The 18,958-nt window shown below is 72.7% G+C and carries 22 protein-coding genes and 1 tRNA gene; 6 read left to right on the top strand and 17 right to left on the bottom strand.

Translation table 11 applies throughout. From position 1 onward, the window contains the following. Positions 1-34: 34 nt before the first annotated feature. Entirely contained in the window at positions 35-1,132 is a 1,098-nt protein-coding gene (locus OO57_RS04755; RefSeq protein WP_033250984.1) for an ABC transporter ATP-binding protein, read from the bottom strand. 288 nt (positions 1,133-1,420) lie between these two features. On the opposite strand from OO57_RS04755, the gene OO57_RS04750 reads away from it, so the two are divergent. Beyond that, a tRNA-Thr gene (locus OO57_RS04750) sits at positions 1,421-1,494 on the top strand. Positions 1,495-1,589: 95 nt separating this feature from the next. Here OO57_RS04750 and OO57_RS04745 read toward each other — a convergent pair. The 13 genes from OO57_RS04745 to OO57_RS04685 form a co-directional block, all read right to left on the bottom strand. Continuing rightward, positions 1,590-2,756: a tyrosine-type recombinase/integrase gene (locus OO57_RS04745; protein ID WP_033250983.1), complete on the bottom strand. Its 1,167-nt coding sequence runs from the start codon at positions 2,754-2,756 to the stop codon at positions 1,590-1,592. Beyond that, positions 2,756-2,980: an excisionase family DNA-binding protein gene (locus tag OO57_RS04740; RefSeq protein ID WP_033250982.1), complete on the bottom strand. Its 225-nt coding sequence runs from the start codon at positions 2,978-2,980 to the stop codon at positions 2,756-2,758. The genes OO57_RS04745 and OO57_RS04740 overlap by 1 nt, the downstream gene beginning before the upstream one ends. After that, complete coding sequence (locus OO57_RS04735) at positions 2,973-4,265, bottom strand: replication initiator (protein ID WP_033251043.1); 1,293 nt, start codon at positions 4,263-4,265, stop codon at positions 2,973-2,975. The genes OO57_RS04740 and OO57_RS04735 overlap by 8 nt, the downstream gene beginning before the upstream one ends. 119 nt (positions 4,266-4,384) lie before the next feature. Next, positions 4,385-4,555, bottom strand: coding sequence for a hypothetical protein (locus tag OO57_RS44555; RefSeq protein ID WP_199811196.1), 171 nt, complete (start codon positions 4,553-4,555; stop codon positions 4,385-4,387). A 5-nt stretch (positions 4,556-4,560) separates the two neighbouring features. Further along, entirely contained in the window at positions 4,561-4,752 is a 192-nt protein-coding gene (locus OO57_RS04725) for a hypothetical protein (protein WP_033250981.1), read from the bottom strand. Positions 4,753-4,853: 101 nt separating this feature from the next. After that, the gene (locus OO57_RS04720) at positions 4,854-5,393 is read right to left on the bottom strand and encodes a GGDEF domain-containing protein (protein ID WP_033250980.1); all 540 of its coding nucleotides are present in this window, start codon (positions 5,391-5,393) and stop codon (positions 4,854-4,856) included. A 77-nt stretch (positions 5,394-5,470) separates the two neighbouring features. Further along, the gene (locus tag OO57_RS04715) at positions 5,471-6,007 is read right to left on the bottom strand and encodes a DUF6197 family protein (protein WP_033250979.1); all 537 of its coding nucleotides are present in this window, start codon (positions 6,005-6,007) and stop codon (positions 5,471-5,473) included. A 14-nt stretch (positions 6,008-6,021) separates the two neighbouring features. Further along, complete coding sequence (locus tag OO57_RS04710; RefSeq protein WP_033250978.1) at positions 6,022-6,210, bottom strand: hypothetical protein; 189 nt, start codon at positions 6,208-6,210, stop codon at positions 6,022-6,024. Positions 6,211-6,223: 13 nt separating this feature from the next. Continuing rightward, complete coding sequence (locus OO57_RS04705) at positions 6,224-6,415, bottom strand: mobile element transfer protein (protein ID WP_033250977.1); 192 nt, start codon at positions 6,413-6,415, stop codon at positions 6,224-6,226. A 17-nt stretch (positions 6,416-6,432) separates the two neighbouring features. Further along, complete coding sequence (locus OO57_RS04700) at positions 6,433-7,116, bottom strand: DUF2637 domain-containing protein (RefSeq protein ID WP_033250976.1); 684 nt, start codon at positions 7,114-7,116, stop codon at positions 6,433-6,435. A 74-nt stretch (positions 7,117-7,190) separates the two neighbouring features. Next, complete coding sequence (locus tag OO57_RS04695; protein ID WP_033250975.1) at positions 7,191-7,385, bottom strand: hypothetical protein; 195 nt, start codon at positions 7,383-7,385, stop codon at positions 7,191-7,193. 80 nt (positions 7,386-7,465) lie between these two features. Next, complete coding sequence (locus tag OO57_RS04690) at positions 7,466-8,845, bottom strand: FtsK/SpoIIIE domain-containing protein (RefSeq protein ID WP_033250974.1); 1,380 nt, start codon at positions 8,843-8,845, stop codon at positions 7,466-7,468. Positions 8,846-8,850: 5 nt separating this feature from the next. Continuing rightward, positions 8,851-9,198, bottom strand: coding sequence for a hypothetical protein (locus OO57_RS04685; protein WP_033250973.1), 348 nt, complete (start codon positions 9,196-9,198; stop codon positions 8,851-8,853). Between the two features lie 190 nt (positions 9,199-9,388). On the opposite strand from OO57_RS04685, the gene OO57_RS04680 reads away from it, so the two are divergent. After that, positions 9,389-9,709: a putative quinol monooxygenase gene (locus OO57_RS04680; RefSeq protein WP_051776574.1), complete on the top strand. Its 321-nt coding sequence runs from the start codon at positions 9,389-9,391 to the stop codon at positions 9,707-9,709. Next, positions 9,706-10,947, top strand: coding sequence for a helix-turn-helix domain-containing protein (locus tag OO57_RS04675; protein ID WP_033250972.1), 1,242 nt, complete (start codon positions 9,706-9,708; stop codon positions 10,945-10,947). The genes OO57_RS04680 and OO57_RS04675 overlap by 4 nt, the downstream gene beginning before the upstream one ends. Before the next feature lie 1,079 nt (positions 10,948-12,026). Here the strand turns inward: OO57_RS04675 and OO57_RS44550 are convergent. Further along, positions 12,027-12,185, bottom strand: a complete 159-nt coding sequence (locus tag OO57_RS44550) for a hypothetical protein (protein ID WP_199811195.1) — start codon at positions 12,183-12,185, stop codon at positions 12,027-12,029. A gap of 198 nt (positions 12,186-12,383) precedes the next feature. Here OO57_RS44550 and OO57_RS04670 point away from each other — a divergent pair, with 198 nt between their 5' ends. After that, positions 12,384-15,230, top strand: coding sequence for an NACHT domain-containing protein (locus OO57_RS04670; RefSeq protein ID WP_158715019.1), 2,847 nt, complete (start codon positions 12,384-12,386; stop codon positions 15,228-15,230). Between the two features lie 333 nt (positions 15,231-15,563). Here OO57_RS04670 and OO57_RS04665 read toward each other — a convergent pair whose 3' ends face one another. Together OO57_RS04665 and OO57_RS43540 are read right to left on the bottom strand one after the other, a co-directional pair. After that, positions 15,564-16,142: a hypothetical protein gene (locus tag OO57_RS04665; RefSeq protein ID WP_033250971.1), complete on the bottom strand. Its 579-nt coding sequence runs from the start codon at positions 16,140-16,142 to the stop codon at positions 15,564-15,566. Positions 16,143-16,434: 292 nt separating this feature from the next. After that, on the bottom strand, positions 16,435-17,778 hold the full coding sequence (locus OO57_RS43540; protein WP_033250970.1) for a chloride channel protein: 1,344 nt from the start codon (positions 17,776-17,778) through the stop codon (positions 16,435-16,437). 157 nt (positions 17,779-17,935) lie between these two features. On the opposite strand from OO57_RS43540, the gene OO57_RS04655 reads away from it, so the two are divergent. Further along, on the top strand, positions 17,936-18,160 hold the full coding sequence (locus OO57_RS04655; protein WP_158715018.1) for a hypothetical protein: 225 nt from the start codon (positions 17,936-17,938) through the stop codon (positions 18,158-18,160). 130 nt (positions 18,161-18,290) lie between these two features. Then, positions 18,291-18,833: a methylated-DNA--[protein]-cysteine S-methyltransferase gene (locus OO57_RS04650; protein WP_033250968.1), complete on the top strand. Its 543-nt coding sequence runs from the start codon at positions 18,291-18,293 to the stop codon at positions 18,831-18,833. Positions 18,834-18,958: the final 125 nt, after the last annotated feature.

Genomic DNA, 18,958 nt, shown 5'->3' with positions numbered 1-18,958 from the left:
CGCCGTCAGGTGCGGCGCCCCTCCGGTGCCGGGGTCAGCGGCTCAGGCGCACGCCGCCGTCCTTCTCGGTGGTGAAGACGTGCGGCTCGTTGCCGACCGGCACGACGTGGATGGTCTCGCCGCGCTGCGGGATCTCGCGGCTGTGCACGCGGACCACGATGTCCTTGTCCTCGCCGGACACCTGGGTGGTGCCGTACACGAAGCCGTCGGCGCCGAGCTCCTCGACCACGTTGACGGTGACCGCGACGCCCTCGAGGCCACCGGCCGGGACGACCTGGAAGTGCTCGGGGCGGATGCCGACCACGACGTTCTTCGCGTCGCCGGCCTTGGCCAGGTCCTCGCGGGCGATGTTGATGATCGAGCCGCCGAACTTCACGCCGCCGTCGACCAGCGGAACCTCGATCAGGTTCATCGCCGGGGAGCCGATGAAGCCGGCCACGAACAGGTTGCCCGGGCGGTCGTACATGGCGCGCGGGGCGTCGACCTGCTGGAGCAGACCGTCCTTGAGGACCGCGACGCGGTCACCCATGGTCATGGCCTCGGTCTGGTCGTGGGTGACGTAGACGGTGGTGATGCCCAGGCGGCGCTGCAGCGAGGCGATCTGGGTGCGGGTCGAGACGCGGAGCTTGGCGTCGAGGTTCGACAGCGGCTCGTCCATGAGGAAGACCTGCGGCTGGCGGACGATCGCGCGGCCCATCGCGACGCGCTGGCGCTGACCGCCGGAGAGCGCCTTCGGCTTGCGGTCCAGGTACTGGGACAGGTCGAGGATCTTCGCGGCCTCTTCGACCTTGGTGCGGATCTCGGCCTTGTTCACGCCGGCGATCTTCAGGGCGAAGCCCATGTTCTCGGCGACGGTCATGTGCGGGTACAGCGCGTAGTTCTGGAACACCATCGCGATGTCCCGGTCCTTCGGCGGCAGGTGGGTCACGTCGCGGTCGCCGATGCGGATGGCGCCCTCGTTCACGTCCTCCAGGCCGGCCAGCATGCGCAGCGAGGTCGACTTGCCACAGCCGGAGGGGCCGACCAGGACGAGGAACTCGCCGTCCGCGATCTCCAGGTCGAGCTGGTCGACGGAGGGCTTGTCGGCACCCGGGTACACACGGGTGGCCTTGTCGTACGTCACGGAAGCCATGGTGCTTCTCTCCTTCACCGGCAGGAACGTGCCGGACGATCCGAGTAAAGGCGGATGTTTTCCACCGCCCCCGACCGGTCTGGACCACTGCTGTCGGGTACGGCTCCCCGTGACGCTACCTGGCAGTTCATCGTTTTGTCAGCCCTCCACTGCCCCCGAGTTCGCATCGATCCGGTCACACCCCCTCCGGCAGCCCTCCCGATCACCCCCACAACCACCCGCACCCCCGAGCCCCCGCCCGGTACACTGCCCACTGGTACCGCCGTGGATCCCGCGGACGGTCACCACGCCTCCTTAGCTCAGCTGGCCAGAGCACCGCTCTTGTAAAGCGGGGGTCGTCGGTTCGAACCCGACAGGGGGCTCCGCCAGCAAGGCCGCAAGACACGCGATGAGGGCCAGGTCACCGGGGTTTTCCCGGCAGCCTGGCCCTTGGTCGTTGTTCGGGGTGTGCGGGCGGTCAGTCCGGCCGTGCCACCGACGTGCCAGATGCCCCCGGAGGATCCTGCTCGCCGAGTTCCCGGCGGACCGCCTCGCCCATGCGGTCGGCGATCTCCCGGTCCCGCCCGCTGTTCATGTGCTGGTAGATCAGCGCGGCCCGAGTGGTGCTGTGGCCCATGCGCGTCATCAGCTCGCGGGTGCTCGCGCCGCTCCGGGCGGCGAGGTTGTTGCCGGTGTGCCGGAGGTCGTGGAAGTGCGCCTCCGGGGAGATACCGGCCGCGGACTTGGCGGCGATCCAGTCGTCACGGAAGTTGCTGCGGCGGAGTCGTCCACCGCGGGGACCGACGAAGAAGTGCCCGTCCGGGCCCTTGGCGGCGTGCTGGTCGAGGTGGTGCGCGAGGACGGGGACGATGTCCGCGGGGAAGGCCACCGGGCGGTATCCGGCCTTGCTCTTGGGCGCCTTGTCGATCAGGGTGCCGTCGCTCAGCTCGGCCTGGTTGCGCCGGACCCAGAGGAGCCGCTCGTCCAGGTCGACGTGCCGTCGGCGGAGGGCGGCCAGCTCACCGAGCCGCAGCGTGGTGAACGCGGTCAGCAGCACGAGGGCGCGCCACTGCGGCTGGATCGCGTCGGCGACGGCGTACACCTCGGGGACGGAGAGGGTGGGCCGCTCCGGCACGTCGTAGGTGTCGGCGCCCTTGATCCGGCACGGGTTCCGCTTGATCATCTCGTCGTCCACCGCGGTGGCCATGATGGCGCGGAGCATCTGGTACGCCTTGACCACGGTCGGCTCACCAACTCCGCTCTCCAGCAGGCCGGTTCGCCAGGATCGGACGCGGGCCGGGGTGATCTCCGAGACGAACCGGCCGCCGAGGGCAGGCTTGATGTGCAGGCGGAGCACCCCTTCGTAGCGTTCGCGGGTGGTGGCTTCGAGCTTGCGCTCCTTGAGCCACTTGTCCGCGAACTCGCCGAACTTGACTTTCCCGGCATCCGGATCGGTCCAGCGGTCTTCCACGATGGCCGCTTCGAGCACACTGAGCGCGACCTCGGCGTCGGTCTTGGTGTCGTACGTCTTCTCGCCGGGGCGGAGCTGCCCGGTGACCGGGTCCGGGTACCGGATCTGCCAGCGGCCGGAGGGCAGTCGGCGGACCGAGCCGAAGCGGCGCCGGTTGTTCTTGCTGTTGGCCATCAGGCAGCCCGCCTCTGCCCGGCGCGGCGCGCGGTGATCGGCTGGACGGTGCGCGCGGCGATGTAGGCGGTGACCGCGGACTCGGGGATTCGGACATGACGGCCGATCTTGACGAACGCGATGCGGCGCTCGGCGATGAGGCGGCGGGGGAACCGCTCGCCGCTGGTCTCCCAGGTCCCGAGGAGCCGGGCGACCTTCTCGACCGTGAGGAGCTGTTCAGCCATGGGTGGGTTCTCCTTCCGTTCCGGGGGCGGGGGTCAGGGCGTCGGCGAGCCAGCGTTCGCCGGGGGCGAGTCCGACACCGGCGAAGGTCCAGTGGGCGAGGACGAGGACGGTCGGCTCGTCGGCCGGAGCCGCGGTGCCCGTGAACGCAGGCAGTTCGGTGCCGGTGGCCTGGGCACGGCGCCAGGCGGCGCGGGCGTCGCGTAGGGCGCCGAGGGTGGTCGAGTAGCGGCGGGTCTTGGTGGAGAAGTGGCCGCGGAAGCCGAGCATGTGCGCCCAGGCCCGGAGGCGGAGACCCTCCAGTTCGGGCCGGGCTCCGAGCGTCCAGCAGGTGCGGATCAGGCGGCGGGCGTGCTCGGAGATGTCCAGGCCCGCGAGTTCGGCGAGGAACTTCACTGGCCGGTCGAGGGTGCCGGTCGCACTCTCGGCGCCCTTGGTGGCGTACTTCGCGATGTAGGCGGCGACGGCGCGTTCGGTGAGCGCGGAACCGGCGGCGAAGTCGGCGGACTTGATGGTGCGGATGTCGAGCTGCTTGCCGAAGGCGAAGGTGTGGGCCGTGCCGTCGAGGACGGGGCCGGGGATCTCGGCGGCACCGGCGGCGGCTCGGATGGCGTCCGCCAGGAGGTCCGGGGTGGCCCAGGCCGGGGGCGGAGTGCTGCCGCCCTCGGGGCCGTCGAGCCGGATCACGGCGTGGAAGTGGACGGCGCCGCGCTTCTGGTACTCGGCGACCTTGGCGAAGGAGATCCGGGCGTACTCGCGGAACTCCCGCTGCGACAGGCCCGCGCGCTTGGCGACTTCGCGCCGCAGGTAGATCGAGAAGCGGGCCCAGAGCTTCCCGGCGTGCGCGTTCCAGAGGACAGCCGACCGGTAGTCGTAGGTGTCCGGGTTGATCGGCGTACCCAACTCGGCTGCATCGTCCGGGTGCTGGGCGCCACAGCGGCACCGGCCGGTGGAGGGCCGGTTGTGGACGGCGCCGAAGCCGGGGGCGGTGAAGGTGGCGAAGACGCGCGGGTGCGCGGTGACCGCGGCCGGGATTCCCTTGCCGCCGGTGAGCCCGGCGGTGATCAGGTGGTAGGTGTCGCGCCGGTAGGTCTCCGCGCAGGCGGGACAGCGGGTGGTGCGGCGGTTGTTGCAGCGCACGAGCAGGTTGCCAGCGGCGAGGGTGGCCGAGTCGAGGTGGTGCAGGATCTCGCCGGTGCCGCTGTGGACCTCGGTGCGGTGGCCGTCGAGGCGGATGGGCCGTCCGCAGCCACCGAGCCCGGCGAGCTGCCGCATCAGGGCGGGCATGGTGCCAAAGGAGGCTAAGGCGGCCAGGTCGGCGATCGGCGGGGGCGTGAGGGCGGGCAGGTGGATCACCTCCGGTGCAGCGGGCCCGGAGCCGGGGGAATCGGCTCCGGGCCGTGCGGTCAGGACTTGTCGGTGGGCTTCGCGTGCTGGTCGGTCCAGGTCTCCGCGCAGACCTTGTGAGCGGGCTTGCCGCGGTCGGAGCGGAGGTTGGTCGGCTTGTCGCAGATGCCGCAGGGTTCGGCGCGCGGGGACCAGTGCCGCTTGTCGGACCAGTCGAACTGGGCGCCCACGGCGGTCAGCGCCGGGTGGTGGTGAGGGTGCGCCGGGCGGGAGCCGCGGTGGTGCCGGTGCCGTGGCAGGCCGGGCAGTTCACCGGGACGGTGGCGCGGGAGCCGTCGGTCAGGCGCATGCCGGTGGCGATGGCGGCACTGGCGAAGCCGTCGCAGTTCGGGCAGATCAGGCGTGCCGGACGGGTGTGCTGGGGCATGATGGTGCTCTCCTTCGCGGACTTCGGTTCGGGGAGGGTTGAGGTGCCCGGCGCGGCGGGATGCTTGGAGGCTTGCTGCCGTGCCGGGCACCGGCCTTGTGTCAGCGGCGGCGCGCGGTGCGGGCACCGGGCTTGGCGGCGTACATCTGGCGGTCGGCCGCCGACAGGGCCTCGGTGAGCAGGAGGGTCGCCGGGTGCGAGGTGCCGACGGATGCGCCGACGTCCAGCAGCTCGGTGCCGTACGGGACGGGGTGGTGGAGCAGGTCGCGGAGGTTGGGGACGCGGTGTTCGGCGTCGAGGACGACGGCGGCGAACTCGTCTCCGCCGAGGCGGGCGGCGATGCCGTCGGTGCCGCACCAGGTGGCCAGGCGCTTGGCCGTAGCCGTGAGGACGGCGTCTCCGGCGGCGTGGCCGTGGGTGTCGTTGACGGCCTTGAAGTCGTCCAGGTCGATCAGCAGGACGGTGGTGCGCTCGGGGTGGCGGCGGATGAGGCGTTCGGCGCGGGTGGTGAAGCCGTCGCGGGTCAGGAGTCCGGTGAGGGGGTCGCGGCGGGCGGTGGCGAGGCGGCGGGTCAGGACGGTGCTGTGGGTGGTCCAGCCGAGCAGGGGCACACCGGCGGCGAGGAGCGGGGCGAGGTGCATGGCGGTCCTTCCGGAGCGGGTCGAGGTCTCCGGGGCGGTGGGATGGCTTGGAGGCTTGCAACCACCCCGGAGACCGGTCAGATGCCGAGGGACAGGGCGCGGGTGGAGGCCCGGTCGAGCAGGTGGTGCACGTCGGCCTGGCGGGTGCCGGGGGCGTCGTTGAAGGCGTCCGGGGAGGCGACGGGCCGTCCGGTGGTGTGCAGGACCTCCATCACCTGGTTGCGGGCGCGGCGGACGGTGTCCGGGGTGCCGTAACCGTGGGCGAGGACGGCGGCCTGGGCGCCGAGGAGGCAGACGCGGCCGGTGGAGTCCCACAGGGCGCCCTGCACCCAGCCGAAGGCGTTGATGTAGCGGGAGGCCAGCCGCAGGTGATCGGCGACGGAGACCGGGGTCGGCCGGGCCGGGCGGTGGGCGATCCGGTCGAGGAGCGTCGGACGGAGCAGCGGGAAGCCGAAGTTCCAGGGCTGCACGGTGCTGCCGAGCGGGCAGACGTACGGGGCGAGGACCCGGGCCGGGGCGGGGAAGGTGGCGAGGTACGCCTCTATCTCCGCGATCAGGCCGGAGGCGTCCGGGGTGAGGACCAGCGGGCCGGGCGTGAAGACGGCGGTGGGCACGGTGGACCGTCCGTTCACTTCTGGGTGACGGCGTTGACGCCGGAGCGGGTGGTCTCGTCGATCACCGGGGCCAGGAAGGTCCCGGCGAGGTAGAAGCCGAAGAGGGCGATGAGGGCGGCGACCCACAGGCGGATGCCGAGGAGCTTCACGGCGGTCCACGCACCGGCGCCGAGGACGACGACCAGGGGCAGGGTGACGTTCAAGGCGGGTCTCCTGTCAGCGGACGGTGCAGCGGTGGGTGCGGGCGGCGATCTCGGCGGCGGGGCGGGAGTCGTAGTCGGCGGAGAAGCCGCAGCGCGGGGCGGTGCAGGCGGCGGTGTGCTTCTCGCGGCCGCGGCCGTCGTAGTAGGTGGCGACCTGGACGGGGCCGATGCGGATCGTGTTGCGGGGACGGATCGGGCGGGACACGCTGATCTCCCTTCCTGTCAGGCGAGTTGGGCGGTGATGGCGTCGGCGAAGTGCGGCGGGATGCCGAGGCGGACGCGGAGGGTGTCCGGGTCGATCGGCGTGCCGGTGCGGGCGCGGTGGTCGTCGGCGATCTTGCGGGCGTGCTCGACCAGGGCAGCCGGAACGGGCACGGCCTGAGTCGGCAGTGGGGTGGCGGGGAGCGCGGGCACCGCTTCCGGTGCTTCGACCGGTTCCGGCTTCGGGGCGGGCACCGCGGCGGGTGGAGCCGCGATCTCGGCTTCGTAGAGCGGGAGTTCCTCCTCCACCTCGGGCTCGGCCGACTGCGTGGTGCCGGTGGCGCCGTGGGCGAGGAGGGTGCCGCCGAAGAAGGCGAGGGCGGGCCAACCGGCGACGAGGATCCGGAGCCAGGCCGGGACGTGGCCGAGGTCGAGCAGCCCGGCGGTGGCGACGTTGGCCCCGAGCGAGGCAGCCAGGGCGATGGCGAACCACGTCCAGGCGGCCGGGGCGGGGGAGCTGGTGGACCGCAGGACGCGCATGCGGTGCCAGGCGGCGACCAGGAGCAGGTCCACCGAGATGGGGTAGGCCCACGCCTTCCAGCCGTGTTGTCCGGCGGCCTGGGCGAGGTCGTGGAGGTGGGCGAAGGACAAGGCACCAGCGATGGCGGCTTGGACGAGTACGGCGTCCACGCGGGGCAGTCGCATCGGTAGGTCCTCCTTCCGGGGGTTGGGCCGCGGCCGGGCGGGACGGGGAGCAGTCGGCCACCCGGCGCGGCGGTCTAGTAGCGGTCCGGGGTGGGGTCGATCCCGGTGGACAGGCAGCGGGAGCAGATCGCGTCCGTCTCGCCGACCTCGCGGCGTGTGCGACCCGCATAGACCGACTCGGTGACCCAGCCGGTGCCCTGGCAGCGCGGGCAGGGCAGTCGGTCGTTGGCCTGGGCGGCCTTCGTGGGGCTGGTCTTCCTGGGAGCCATGGGGACGGTCCTTCCGGAATCGGGCATGGCGGGGTAGGGACGTGGCGCGCGTGCGGTCGCGCCGACCGTGGGTGCAGAGGTCAGCCGGTGACGGAGCGGGGCTTGACCAGCGACGGCCCGTCGGCCGGGATGTTCACCGGCGGGACGTACGGGCGGAACGCGGCCAGGGCGGGCAGTTCGGGCGTGAGGTGGGCGGTCTCCCGGCAGACCCGGGCGGCGTCCGCGAGGGACAGGTACGGGGTGCGGATGCGGGACCAGCCGCCGGAGGAGTCACCAGCCACCGCGACACCGGGCATCTCCGGAGCGATCTGCGTAGCGGCGAGCGCAGCCTCGGGCGAGACGTCACCGAGTCCCATGTCGGCCGTGGCCTTGTCGTTGACCCGGTGCACCACGCGGCCGGTGAGCTGGGCCCGCAGCATGGTGGCACCCTTGCCCAGCTCGGAGCCGAAGCGCTGGCCGCAGGCTTCCACGAACATCCCGGCAGCGCGGCCGAGTTGGGCGAGCCGGATCAACTGGGTGACCAAGTGGTCGCGCCGTTCCTCGTCCTTGCGGGTGGCGACGAGGAACAGCTCGGCGATCTCGTCCACGACGAGGACCAGCGGGACGGGCCGGAGCTGTGGGGGCAGACCCCAGATGTCCGACGTGATCTCATCGTCCGCCACCGACCCGGGAATCCCCTGGTGGCTGCGGATCAGGTCGTAGCGCGCCTCCATCTCGGCAACGAGCTTGTCCAGTAGGGCACCAGCCTGCCCGGGGTCCGTGGCCAGAGCCGACAGGCGGGGCGCGAACGGGGCCAGCTCGACACCGAACTTGCAGTCGATCCCGACGAGCGCCACGTTCAGCCGGGCGAGCTCGGTGACCAGGTTGCGCTGGTACACCGACTTGCCGGTCAGCGTCGCACCCAGGGTCAGGCAGTGCGGCACCGCGCGGTAGTCCCGGACGAAGGCCGTGCCATCCTCCCGCAGGGCCACCGGAACCGTCAGCTCACCGGTCGGCAGGCGACGCGGCATCCGCACCTTGCGGAGCACGTCGAAGCCGGTCATCCGTAGCTCGACCACACCGGGCTTCACCACCGAGACGTGCACGGCGTGCACGCCCCAGGCGTGCCGCAGCCGTTCCGCCGAAGCCACCACGTCCGCCGGTTCCTGTCCGGGGGCCAGCCGCAGGCGGACCCGCAGGCCCGTCGACGTCGGCTGAACCCGCCGGATCCTCGGCGGAACGGGGCGGATCTCCCGCCGGGTGGTCGCCCGGGTGATCAGCACCCGGAGCCGGGACGGCTGGACCGTCAGGCCGCAGGCGTCCATCGTGCTGCCGTAGGTGGCGGAGAACCGGACCGCGGTGACCGGCAGGCCGATCGCCGACCAGTAGAGGGCCGGGGCCTTGGCCCGCGCGTACGCCGCACCGCCGGTGACAGCGGCCAGCGGGCCGCCCACCTCGGCCAGCGTCAGCAGCTCGGACACGGCGCTCAGACCTTCGCGGGAGCCGGAGCGAGGGACGTGATCGCCATCGCGCGGAACGAGATCCCGTGCCGCTTCTGGCCGTTGAACTCGTTCTCCCAGTCCCGCGCCTTGAGCCCGGTCACCGCCACCGGCATGCCGACCGCCAGGCCCTCGGAGACGCCGGTCTCCGGCACGGTCACGGTGTAGAGGTTCGCCTCGCCATCGTCGGCGATCGTCAGCCCCACCGTCAGCAGCCGCGCGCCGGTCTCCCGGTCGATCGCCACCTCGCCGGTCTGCTTGCTCACCAGCTTGAGCGCCGGGGGGATGACCACGAACACGAACGCGGTCGAGAGGTCGATCTTGAAAGTGGCCATGGGCCTACTCCTTGAGTCAGCTCCGACGCCCGTGCGTCGAGTAGCAGCTTCTCTATGAAGGTAGACGCAGTTTTTCTGTGAGTCAAGAAGTTCTGCGAGTAGCTGTGTAGCAGAACTTCTGCGAGCCTTGTGGCAAGTGCCACAACTCTGGCGCTGAAGTGTGGGAGCACCCACAGATGGAGGAGAGAACGTGATCAACGGATTCGGTCTGGTGGTCCGCTTCGAGCTTCGAGACGACGAAGCCGCGGTGGCCTTCGACGAGCTGGTCGAGCACACGCTCGCGGGCATCAAGGCTCTGGAGCCCGGGACGCTCGCCTATGTCGTCCACGCGGTCCCGGACGAGCCGAACGTCCGCGTGTTCTACGAGCTTTACGCGGACCGTGACGCCTTCGATCAGCACGAGCAGCAGCCCCACACCAAGCACTTCCTCGCCCAGCGCGAGCAGTACCTGTCCGGCGTAGACGTGACGTTCCTGTCCGCCACGGCAGGGAAGGGGCCGGTGTCGGCATGACGCCCGAGGAGCGACGCGCCTTCGGGGTGCGGGTGGCCGAGCTGCGTGAGGCCCGCGGGTTGACGCAGAAGCAGCTTGCTGCCGAGATCGGCAGGACGGCGAGTTGGCTCTCGCAGGTCGAGCGCGGCATTCAGCCGGTGAACCGGCTCGATGTCCTCCGCATGCTCGCTGACGGCCTAGGCGTGTCGCTCCAAGTCCTCCGCCCGGATGCACCGGCGCCTGTCGCCACTGTTTCTGTGCCGCCGACGGAGGAGTCGAACGACTTGGACCAGGCCCGCCTGCTGATCTCGGGTCACCCGGTGCCCGAGGTGCTGCTGACGGCGGAGCCCACCGAGGCGCCTGTGACTGTCGCGGAACTACAAGCCGCGGTTGACCGGGTATGGGAGATGACCCACAGCAACCAGTTCGCCGAGTTGAGCAAGGCTCTCGGTTCGCTGCTGCCGAGGATCGAGCGCGCTGCCCGGACGGCGCCGACCAATCAGCGTCCCCAGTTGTGGGGCCAGCTCAGCCGGACCTACCAGGCTTTGTCTGCGGCCTTCGTGCGCCAGGACGAGGGCGATGCCGCCTGGATCGCCGCGGACCGTTCGATCCGTGCCGCCGAAGAGTCCGGCCAGCCCCTGGAGGTCTTCGCGGGCGTCTTCCGGCTCGCGCAGGCATTCGTGCGGTTGAAGCACTACGACCAGGCGGACCACTCGGCCACGACTGCTCTCCACGCGCTTGAACAGCACCTCAGGGAGGGCGAACCGACCCCCGAGGCTCTGTCCGTCACGGGCTCCTTGCACTTGGTGCTGGCGCTGTCCAACGCGCGCTCCGGCGACCGGTCGCGGGCCCGTCAAGAGCTCGACCGTGCTAGGAAGATCGCTCACAGGTTGGGCGAGGACCGCAACGACTTCAACCTGGAGTTCGGCCCCACCAACGTCGAGATTCAGACTGTCTCCATCGCGGTCGACCTCGGCGACGCGGGCGAAGCGCTCGACATTGGCACGCGGATCGACGCGTCGGGGTTGTCGGCCGAGCGGCAGGCACGGCTCCTTCTCGACCTCGGCCGGGCCTACACGCAGCGTCGGCAACTCGGTGAAGCCCTGAGCGCCTTGCTCCAGGCGGAGGAGCTGTCGCCGGACCTGATCCATACCCACGTCACGGCACGAGCCACGATTCGTGAGCTGCTGTTGGTCGCAGGCCGGTCGGCGACGCCGGAGCTTCGCGATCTCGCGGAGCGAGCTGACGCCCGGGCGTGAGTGAGTAAAAACCTTCTCTACGGGTTCAAGGCGGCTCGCTACCGCTCGCCGCGCGCGCCCCGGCTCACCGCCGGGCCGGACGCTCCTGTCTTCGCCCCGCTCCCGGCCCGGCTCCGCCGGGCGCGCGGCTGTAGCGAGTCCGCGGTGAAGCCCTTGGGGCTCTGCCCCAAACCCCGGCCCTCCTCGGAGGGGGAAGCTGCCGGGATCGAAGGTGCACCTTCGTCGTGGTGAACGGTGTGGGGCGCGGGACGGCCCCCTCCCCGACCGGACACCCAAGGGCGTACCCGGAACCTCCAGGGGCCGCCAAGGCCAAGCGCAAGCGTCACGGACGTGAGCCTTGGCGGCCCCTGGAGAACCCGGGTGCGGCGAAGCTGCCCGATCGAGGAGGGGACCACCCGCTCAGGCCCCCACCAGCCTGTAGGCAAGGGGATCTTGCGTCTGTGGGAGACTATGCGCGGCGCTGAACTGAGCCCGGCACTGCTGGGGCTGTTGCTGCTTGTGTTCGTCGCGTTTTGTTGCCGTCTTCCCTTGCATGATGTTGCGTCCGATGGGGCGCGAGTGAAGGGAGGCGCTATGAGCGCTATGAAGAAGGGTCCCAATCGGGGCTGGTGGGAATCTGTTCGCTCTGTAGCTGCCGGAATCGGTGAAGGTACAGTTGGTGGGTTGATCTTTGCACTTCTGACGAGTACAGCAGTGGCAGGCTGAGTTCAGCGCCCTTTGCTGTCTGGGGCGGCTGCCCTGCCGCTCCAGCTTGCGCCAGGCCAGGCGGACAGCATCGGTAGTGCCGTGCTCGGTGATCTATCTGTGCCACGGGCCGTGCCACAGGCATGCCAGAACAGGCGGTACGCGGCGGACAATCATGGGCTCTCGCGGGGCGACAGCTATCTCAGAGTCAGGAGTAGCAAGGTCCAGGTCAGAACTGGTGCCGCACGCCAATCCTTGTAAAGCGGGGGTCGTCGGTTCGAACCCGACAGGGGGCTCAGCGAGCAAGGCCGCAAGACGTGCGACGAGGGCCGGGCCCCGGGGTTCTCCCCGGGGCCCGGCCCTCGGTCGTCGTGCGGGAGGGCCGGTCGGTCCGGTCAGCGGTCGCCGTCCCGGCGCAGGGCGGTCAGCAGCATCCGGAGCACGCCGCGGGCCGCCGAGCGGCGCTCCGGGCGGCGGGACCAGACCGCGGGCAGGACCACCCCGGCCAGGAGCGTGAGCAGCAGCAGGGCGAGCAGGACGGACGTCGGGTTCATGCGGGATCTCCTCCGGGCACGGGGGCCGTGGTGCTTGGACGGAGCCGAATCTGGCCGATTCCGCGTTCACCGGCGTTCGGCCGTACGAAACTGAACGGATCGGGTTCGCGGGCGGGAGCGGTGGCGGTGGCGGTGGCGGGAGCAGAGGGGCCGGAAGAGCCGGACGGTCGGGCGGCTGGCGAAGAACTCGCCTCCCGGTTGCGGCAGTTGATGGCGGACCGGCGGATCGACGGCGTCGAGGCGCTGGCCGTCCGCTCCGGGTTGGGGCGGACCACCGTCAGCCAGGCCCTCAACGGGCACAAGCTCCCGTCCGAGCGCACGGTCCGCGTCCTGGCCCGGACGCTGCGCGCCCCCGCCCCGCCGCTGCTCGACCTCCGCCGCCGGGCGGCCCGGCCGGGCGCCCCCGCCGGGCCGGTCGAAGTGCCGCCCGAGCACCGGGAGTTCGAGAGCAGGTACGTCGCCTACGTGGCCGAACGGCACCGCCGCCTCGACATCATCGGCCTCGACCTGCGCCGCCCCGAACGCTCCAAGTGGCCGCTGGACACCGCCTACCTCAGCCTCGAACTCGCCGGGACCGGCCACCGCGAGCACCCCGGCGGCTGGCACGGCGCCACCGGACGCCACGACGGCACCGGCCGCCTCGACGTCCCCGCGATCCGCGTCCAACGGGCCGAGCAGGCGCTCGCCGGCAGCCGACGCGTCCTGGTCCGCGGCGGTGCGGGCAGCGGGAAGACCACCCTGCTGCAGTGGCTCGCCGTCACCACCGCCGAGGACCGGCTGCCCGCCGAACTCGCCCCGCTCGCGGGCAGCGTCCCCTTCCTGCTGCCGCTGCGCACCCTGGTCCGCCACCGGGAGCTGCCCCGACCCGACCAGTTCCTCGGCGTCCTCGGCAGCCCCCTCGCCGCCGCCCAGCCCCCCGGCTGGGCCGACACCGTGATGGCCCGGGGCCGCGCCATGGTCCTGCTCGACGGCATCGACGAGGTCGCCGAAGCCGCCCGCGCCGGCACCAAGCGCTGGCTCACCGACCTGCTCGCCGCCTACCCCCGCGCCTTCTACGCCACCACCACCCGCCCCACCGCCGTCGACGAGGGCTGGCTCGCCGGAGAGGACTTCCGCGAACTCACCGTCCGCCCGATGAGCTCCCGCGACGTCGGCGTCTTCGTCACCCGCTGGCACGACGCCGCCCGCGCCGACGCGACCAGGGCCGACGCCGCACCCGAGGAGGTCACGGCCCTCACCACCCTCGAGGAGCAGCTCAAGGACGCCGTCCGCGCCCAGCCCGACCTGGCCCAACTCGCCACCACCCCACTGCTGTGCGCCCTGGTCTGCGCCCTCAACCGCGACCGCCACGGCCACCTCCCCGGCGACCGGATGTCCCTCTACGCCGCCGCCCTCTCCATGCTGATGGTCCGCCGCGACGAGGAACGCGACATCCTCGGCCCCGAGGGCATCCGCCTCACCGAGGCCCAGAGCACCGCCCTGCTGCAGCGCCTCGCCCACTGGATGCTCCGCAACGCCTACATCGAGGTCGACCGCGAGGACGCCGAACAGGTCGTCGCCGACGCCCTCCCCGCCATGCCCCAGGTCGCCGCCCAGGGCACCGCCCCGCAGATCCTCCGCCACCTCCTCGCCCGCACCGGCCTCCTCCGCCGCCCCACCGAGGACACCGTCGACTTCGTCCACCGCACCTTCCAGGACTACCTGGGCGCCAAGGCCGCCGTCGAGGCCCGCGACTTCGGCCTGCTCGACAGGCAGTCCACCGACAGCACCTGGGAGGACGTCCTGCGGATGGCCGTCGGCCACGCCAGGGCCGAGGAACGGGCCCGGATCATCAGGAAGCTGGTGACCCGCGGCGACCGCACCGCCAAGCACCGGACCAGGCTGCACCTGCTCGCGGCGGCCTGCCTGATGTACGCGACGGAGCTGGACCCGGCGGTGCGCGAGGCGGTCGCGGAGCGGGTGGAGGTGCTGCTGCCGCCGCGCAGTGACCGGCAGGTCGAGGAGTTGGTGGCGTGCGGCCGGTTCGTCCTCGACCTGCTGCCGGGCCCGGAGGGGATGAGCGACCCGGAGCAGGCATTCGTGGCGCGCACCGTGCTGCGGGTGGGTGGGGATGCCGCGGTGCCGCTCCTGAAGCGGTTCCGGGAGTCACGGGGCACGAAGCTCTGGGAGGTGCTCACCAACGGGGACGTCGTCCGGGGAGTCGACGCCGAGGAGTACTCCCGGGAGATCCTGGCCCACTGCAAGGCCCCGGTGGGACTGATGGTCAGCACGCTGGAGCAGATGAGGGCGGCTCCCGCGGTGGAGACGCTCAATCACCTCTACGTCTCGGGCGACTACACCTCGGCCCAGTTGGCGGAGATCCCGGGCCTGTCCGGGCGCCGGGAGATATTCCTCCTCGGCAACGGGCTGATCGAGGACCTGGAGTTCCTGGGGGAGTGCCGCGCCCTGTCGTCGTTCGGGTTCTTCGAATGCCCTTCGCTGCGGGACCTGTCCGGGATCCGGTCGGTCCGCTTGGAGCGCCTGAGGATCGGTCTGCGCCATGACCTGCCGCTCGACTTCCTGGGCGGGCTGCACGGTCTGCGCGAATTCGAGGCGGTCGCCGACGAGCCGGGGTGGTCGGTCCGCGACCTCCCGATCCCTGCCTCGGTGACCAGTGTGGGCGTGTCGGGCCTGATCGGGCTGGAGGGGATCGAGCGGCTGGCGGACCTCTCCCACGTGCAGGTGAGCAACCGGTTGGGAAGGGCCGACTGGGCGGAGCTCCGCAAGCTCCCGAAGCTCGCCAGCCTGCGGTTCCCCGTCGCCTCGGAGCCGATGGCCGAACTGCCGACGGTCGAACGGCTGACGATCGAGAACCCCTCCCTGGCGGGCTTCGCGCGGGTGCGCGCGGCCTTCCCGAACGTGCAGTACCTGCACCTCCCGTACTGCACGCACCTCGACGCGGAACACCTGGAGGGCTTCTCCGGGCTGACGATCGCGGTCCCGGAAACGGCGGAACTCCTCAACGCCGACCGTCTCCCGCCCGACGTGGTGATCGAGCGCAGCTGACCCCGTCCTCCTCCCGCCGGATGACCTGACGCCCCGTCAATCACCTTGCTGTCGAGCCGAACCGTCCTCCGCGCGGCCGACGCCCGCCCGCCCGCCGCTCCCTAGCGTGGACGCCATGACCGACCGCGCCGCGCCGCCCCGCACCTCCCGCACGGCCTCCGCCGCGCTCGCCGCCGCCCTCGGGTGCGGGGCGCTGCAGGGCTGGTGGGCGCTGGGCGGTGCGCCGTCGTTCGGGCGGCTCGGCACCGATCTGCTGGTCGTGCCGCGGTGGGGGGCGGTGGGGCTGTGCGCGGCCGCCGCGCTGCTCGCGTACGGGTTGGGGCGGGCCCGTCGTCACCGGCCGGGGTGGTGCGCCGCGGCCGCGGCGGTGGCTGCCGCGCTGCTGGTGGGCTGCCCGTTCCTGCTGCTGGACGTGGTGGGCGGGCTGCTGCCCGGCCTGCACCTGCCGCGGTCGGCGGCCGGCTTCCTCAGCCGGGCCGGGTGCGCGGCGACCGCCGTCCTGCTGGCCTTCGCCGCGCTTGACCACCGGCGGCGGCTGCGCGGCGACTGCCCCCGCTGCGGCCGCACCGGAGGCCCGTACGACCCGGCCGCCCGCACCCGTACGCCGGGCTGGGCCCGCGGGGCGGCGTACGGGGCGGTCGGGGCGTGCTGGGTGCGGATCCTCGCCCAGTACGGGCTGGGGTTCGGCGATCCGGGGCCGCTGGGGGCGTCCGGAACGGTGTCGCTCGCGGTGTTCGAGACCGGGTTCGTGCTGGCCGGCACCGTGCTGCCGCTGTCCCTGGTGCACCGCTGGGGGCGGGACGTCCCGCGCCGGGTGCCGCTGCTGGGCGGCCGCCGGGTGCCGCGCGGGCTGCTGCTGGGCCCGGCCGCGGCGATCTCCGCCGGGCTGCTGGTGTACTTCGGCGTCGGCATCGGCCAGCTGGTCGGCGAGACGCTCCATCCGGTGCCGCACCCGGGCGACCTGCCGCTGTCTTCCTGTGGGTCGCGATGCCCGCCTACTGGCTGTGGGGCCTGGGCCTCGGCGCCGCCGCCCTCGGGTACGGCCGCGCCACCCGCCCGCCGTGCCGCACCTGCGGACGCTGACCGGGCCGGGCGTCGCGGCAGCCCGGGCGTCCTCACGCCCCCGCGGGCTCCGGCGTCGCGGCAGCCCGGGCGTCCTCACGCCCCCGCAGGCTCCGGCGCCGTCGCGGCAGCCCGGACGTCCTCACGCCCCCGCGGGCTCCGGCGCCGCCGCGGCCGGGGACGGCTCGGCCACCCGGTGCACCAGCGCCGCGGTCACCGACGCCACCACCGCCGCGACGATCAGCAGCGGCGTCGAGTTCGCGGCCTGGCCGCCCAGCAGCACGGACGCCAGCACCGTGCTGGTCACCGGCAGCCGGGTGACCGCCGCGCTGCTCGCCGCGATCCCCGCCGCCAGCCCCGCCGCGATGCCGAACCCCGGCAGGCCGCCCGCCGCCACCCCGAGCGCCGCGCCCAGCAGCACCGCCGGGAAGATCGGGCCGCCGCGCAGCGACCCGAGGGCCACCCCCCAGCCCAGCCCCTTGAACAGCACCAGCGCCAGCAGCGCCCCCACCGGCCAACTGGTCGGATCGGCGGCCAGCGCCCCCAGCGTGGCCTGCCCCGACAACGCCGCCTCCTCCGGCGAGCGCCCGGTCACCAGCGCGTACCCGGTGATGCAGGCGCCCACCAGCACCGCGCACAGCACCGTGCGGACGGCCGTCCGCTGCGCCGTGAACGCGGCGAAGCGGTGGCCCACCGTCTGCCCGGCCACCATCACCAGCGCGATCGCCACCGCCAGCGGGATCCCCCACAGGAAGTCCCCGGCGTCCGGCAGCTGGGCCTTCGGCACCGAGGGCAGGCTCAGCGCGCCGATCGACAGGCCGGTCCAGTGCCCGAAGCCGGTGAACACCAGCGCGCCCACCCCCGAGGACAGCAGGCACGGCAGCAGCAGCAGCGTCAGCTGCGCCCCGCCCAGGCCCGCGGCCTCGATCATCATCACCGCCGCGACCAGCGGGCTGCCGAAGATCGTGGCGATCGCCGCGGTCGACCCGGCCGCCCCGAGCATCGGCGCGAGCATCGGACTGGACGCCCGCTTCGCCGCGCTCACCGTCAGCAGCGCGAGCCCGCTGCCGAGCGCCATCAGCGGCGCCTCCGGGCCGAGCACCGCGCCCAGCGGCAGCGCGGCCAGCGCCGCCAGCACCACCGACGGCACCTCCACCGGCAGCGTCGGCGGCCCGCCCAGCCCGTGCACGGGGATGTGCCCGCCCCGCCCGGGCAGCCGGGTCACGATCGGCGCCAGCAGCAGACCGGCCAGCGCCAGCGCGGGCAGCGGCCACCACCACGGTGCCCGCGCGTAGTCCAGTTCCTGCGGCAGCGTCTCCCACACCCAGTGCTGCAGTTCGTGCTCCAGGCTGACGAAGCCGAACGCCGCCAGCGAGACCGGTACCCCGACCAGTGCCGACACCAGCAGCAACCGCCCGTAGCCGGGGCTGCGCAGCAGCTCGCGCAGGCTGGGCGGCTGGGACGTACCGGCGGCCTGTGCTGGCATCTGCGCTCCCTGTCACCCGGCGGACACACCTGCTCCGACCGTCCGACGACCGCCCGGGCCCCGGCCATCGGGGTGGGCCGAACGGGCGAGGAGCACCCCCGCGCGACCTCGCCCCGGCGGTCGTACGGTGGACGGAGGACCGATCGAGGAGGACGCGATGCCCGGTTCCATGACCCTCGGCCACACCGACACCCTGGTGATGCTCAGCCACGACGACGCCGAACGCCTCTCGGGCCTGCTGGCCGGCCTCTCCGCGATGGCCGCCAGCGGCCGCCTCTCCACCGAGCAGCTCGCCGCGATGGGCAGCGGCGAGGCCCCCGACCGGGCCGAACTCGCCACCTGGTCGCGCACCCTCGCGGGCTACCTCCGCGACCACCTCTAGGCGGACGGACAGACGGACGGATAGATACGGACGGACGGACGGACGGACGGACAGACAGACGGGCGGGCGGGACGGAACCCGCCGTTCCCCCGGCCCCCGGCCCGGCCCCGCGCCCGCCTAGAGTGGCCGCATGCAGCTCTCCTGGGTGACCGTCCCGACCCCGCTGCCGAGCGGCCCGATGCGGTTCGGGGTGACGGACCGGGGCGTGGCCGCCGCCAGCTACCTCTGCGACACGCCGGTGCCGGAGTGCACCGACGAGCGCCGGGCCGGGGCGGTGCGGAGCCGGGTCGGCGAGTACTTCGCCGGTGCGCGGCGGGAGTTGGGGCTGCCGATCGACTGGTCCCGGGCCACCGGGCCCCAACTCGCCGTGCTGCGCTGCCTGTGGGAGACCGTCGCCTGGGGCCGGACCGTCACCTACGGCGAACTCGCCTCCCGCAGCGGGGTGTTCACCGACCCGTCCGAGCCGGGGGTACCGGCCCGGACGGTGGGGCAGATGATGGGGGCGAACCCGCTGCCGCTGCTGGTGCCCTGCCACCGGGTGGTGGCCGCGGACGGCCTCGGCGGGTTCGGCGGGGCCTGGCACGGGGTGGAGACCAAGCGCTGGCTGCTCACCCTGGAGGGCGTGCTGCCGCCGACCCTGGACTGGACCGGGCCGACCCCCACCGACGCCTAGACCGCGGCCGCCCAGACCGCCGACGCCTAGATGATTGATGCGAAGGGCTTGCTGGCACGCATGAGATGAAGCGAGGGAGTCCAAAGGTCGGTTGTGATGCCTGACCTGGACTCCCTCGCGACCGC

Source organism: Kitasatospora phosalacinea (assembly GCF_000717185.1).
Lineage (GTDB): Bacteria > Actinomycetota > Actinomycetes > Streptomycetales > Streptomycetaceae > Kitasatospora > Kitasatospora phosalacinea_A.
This window is presented reverse-complemented; position numbering and strand designations above follow the sequence as displayed.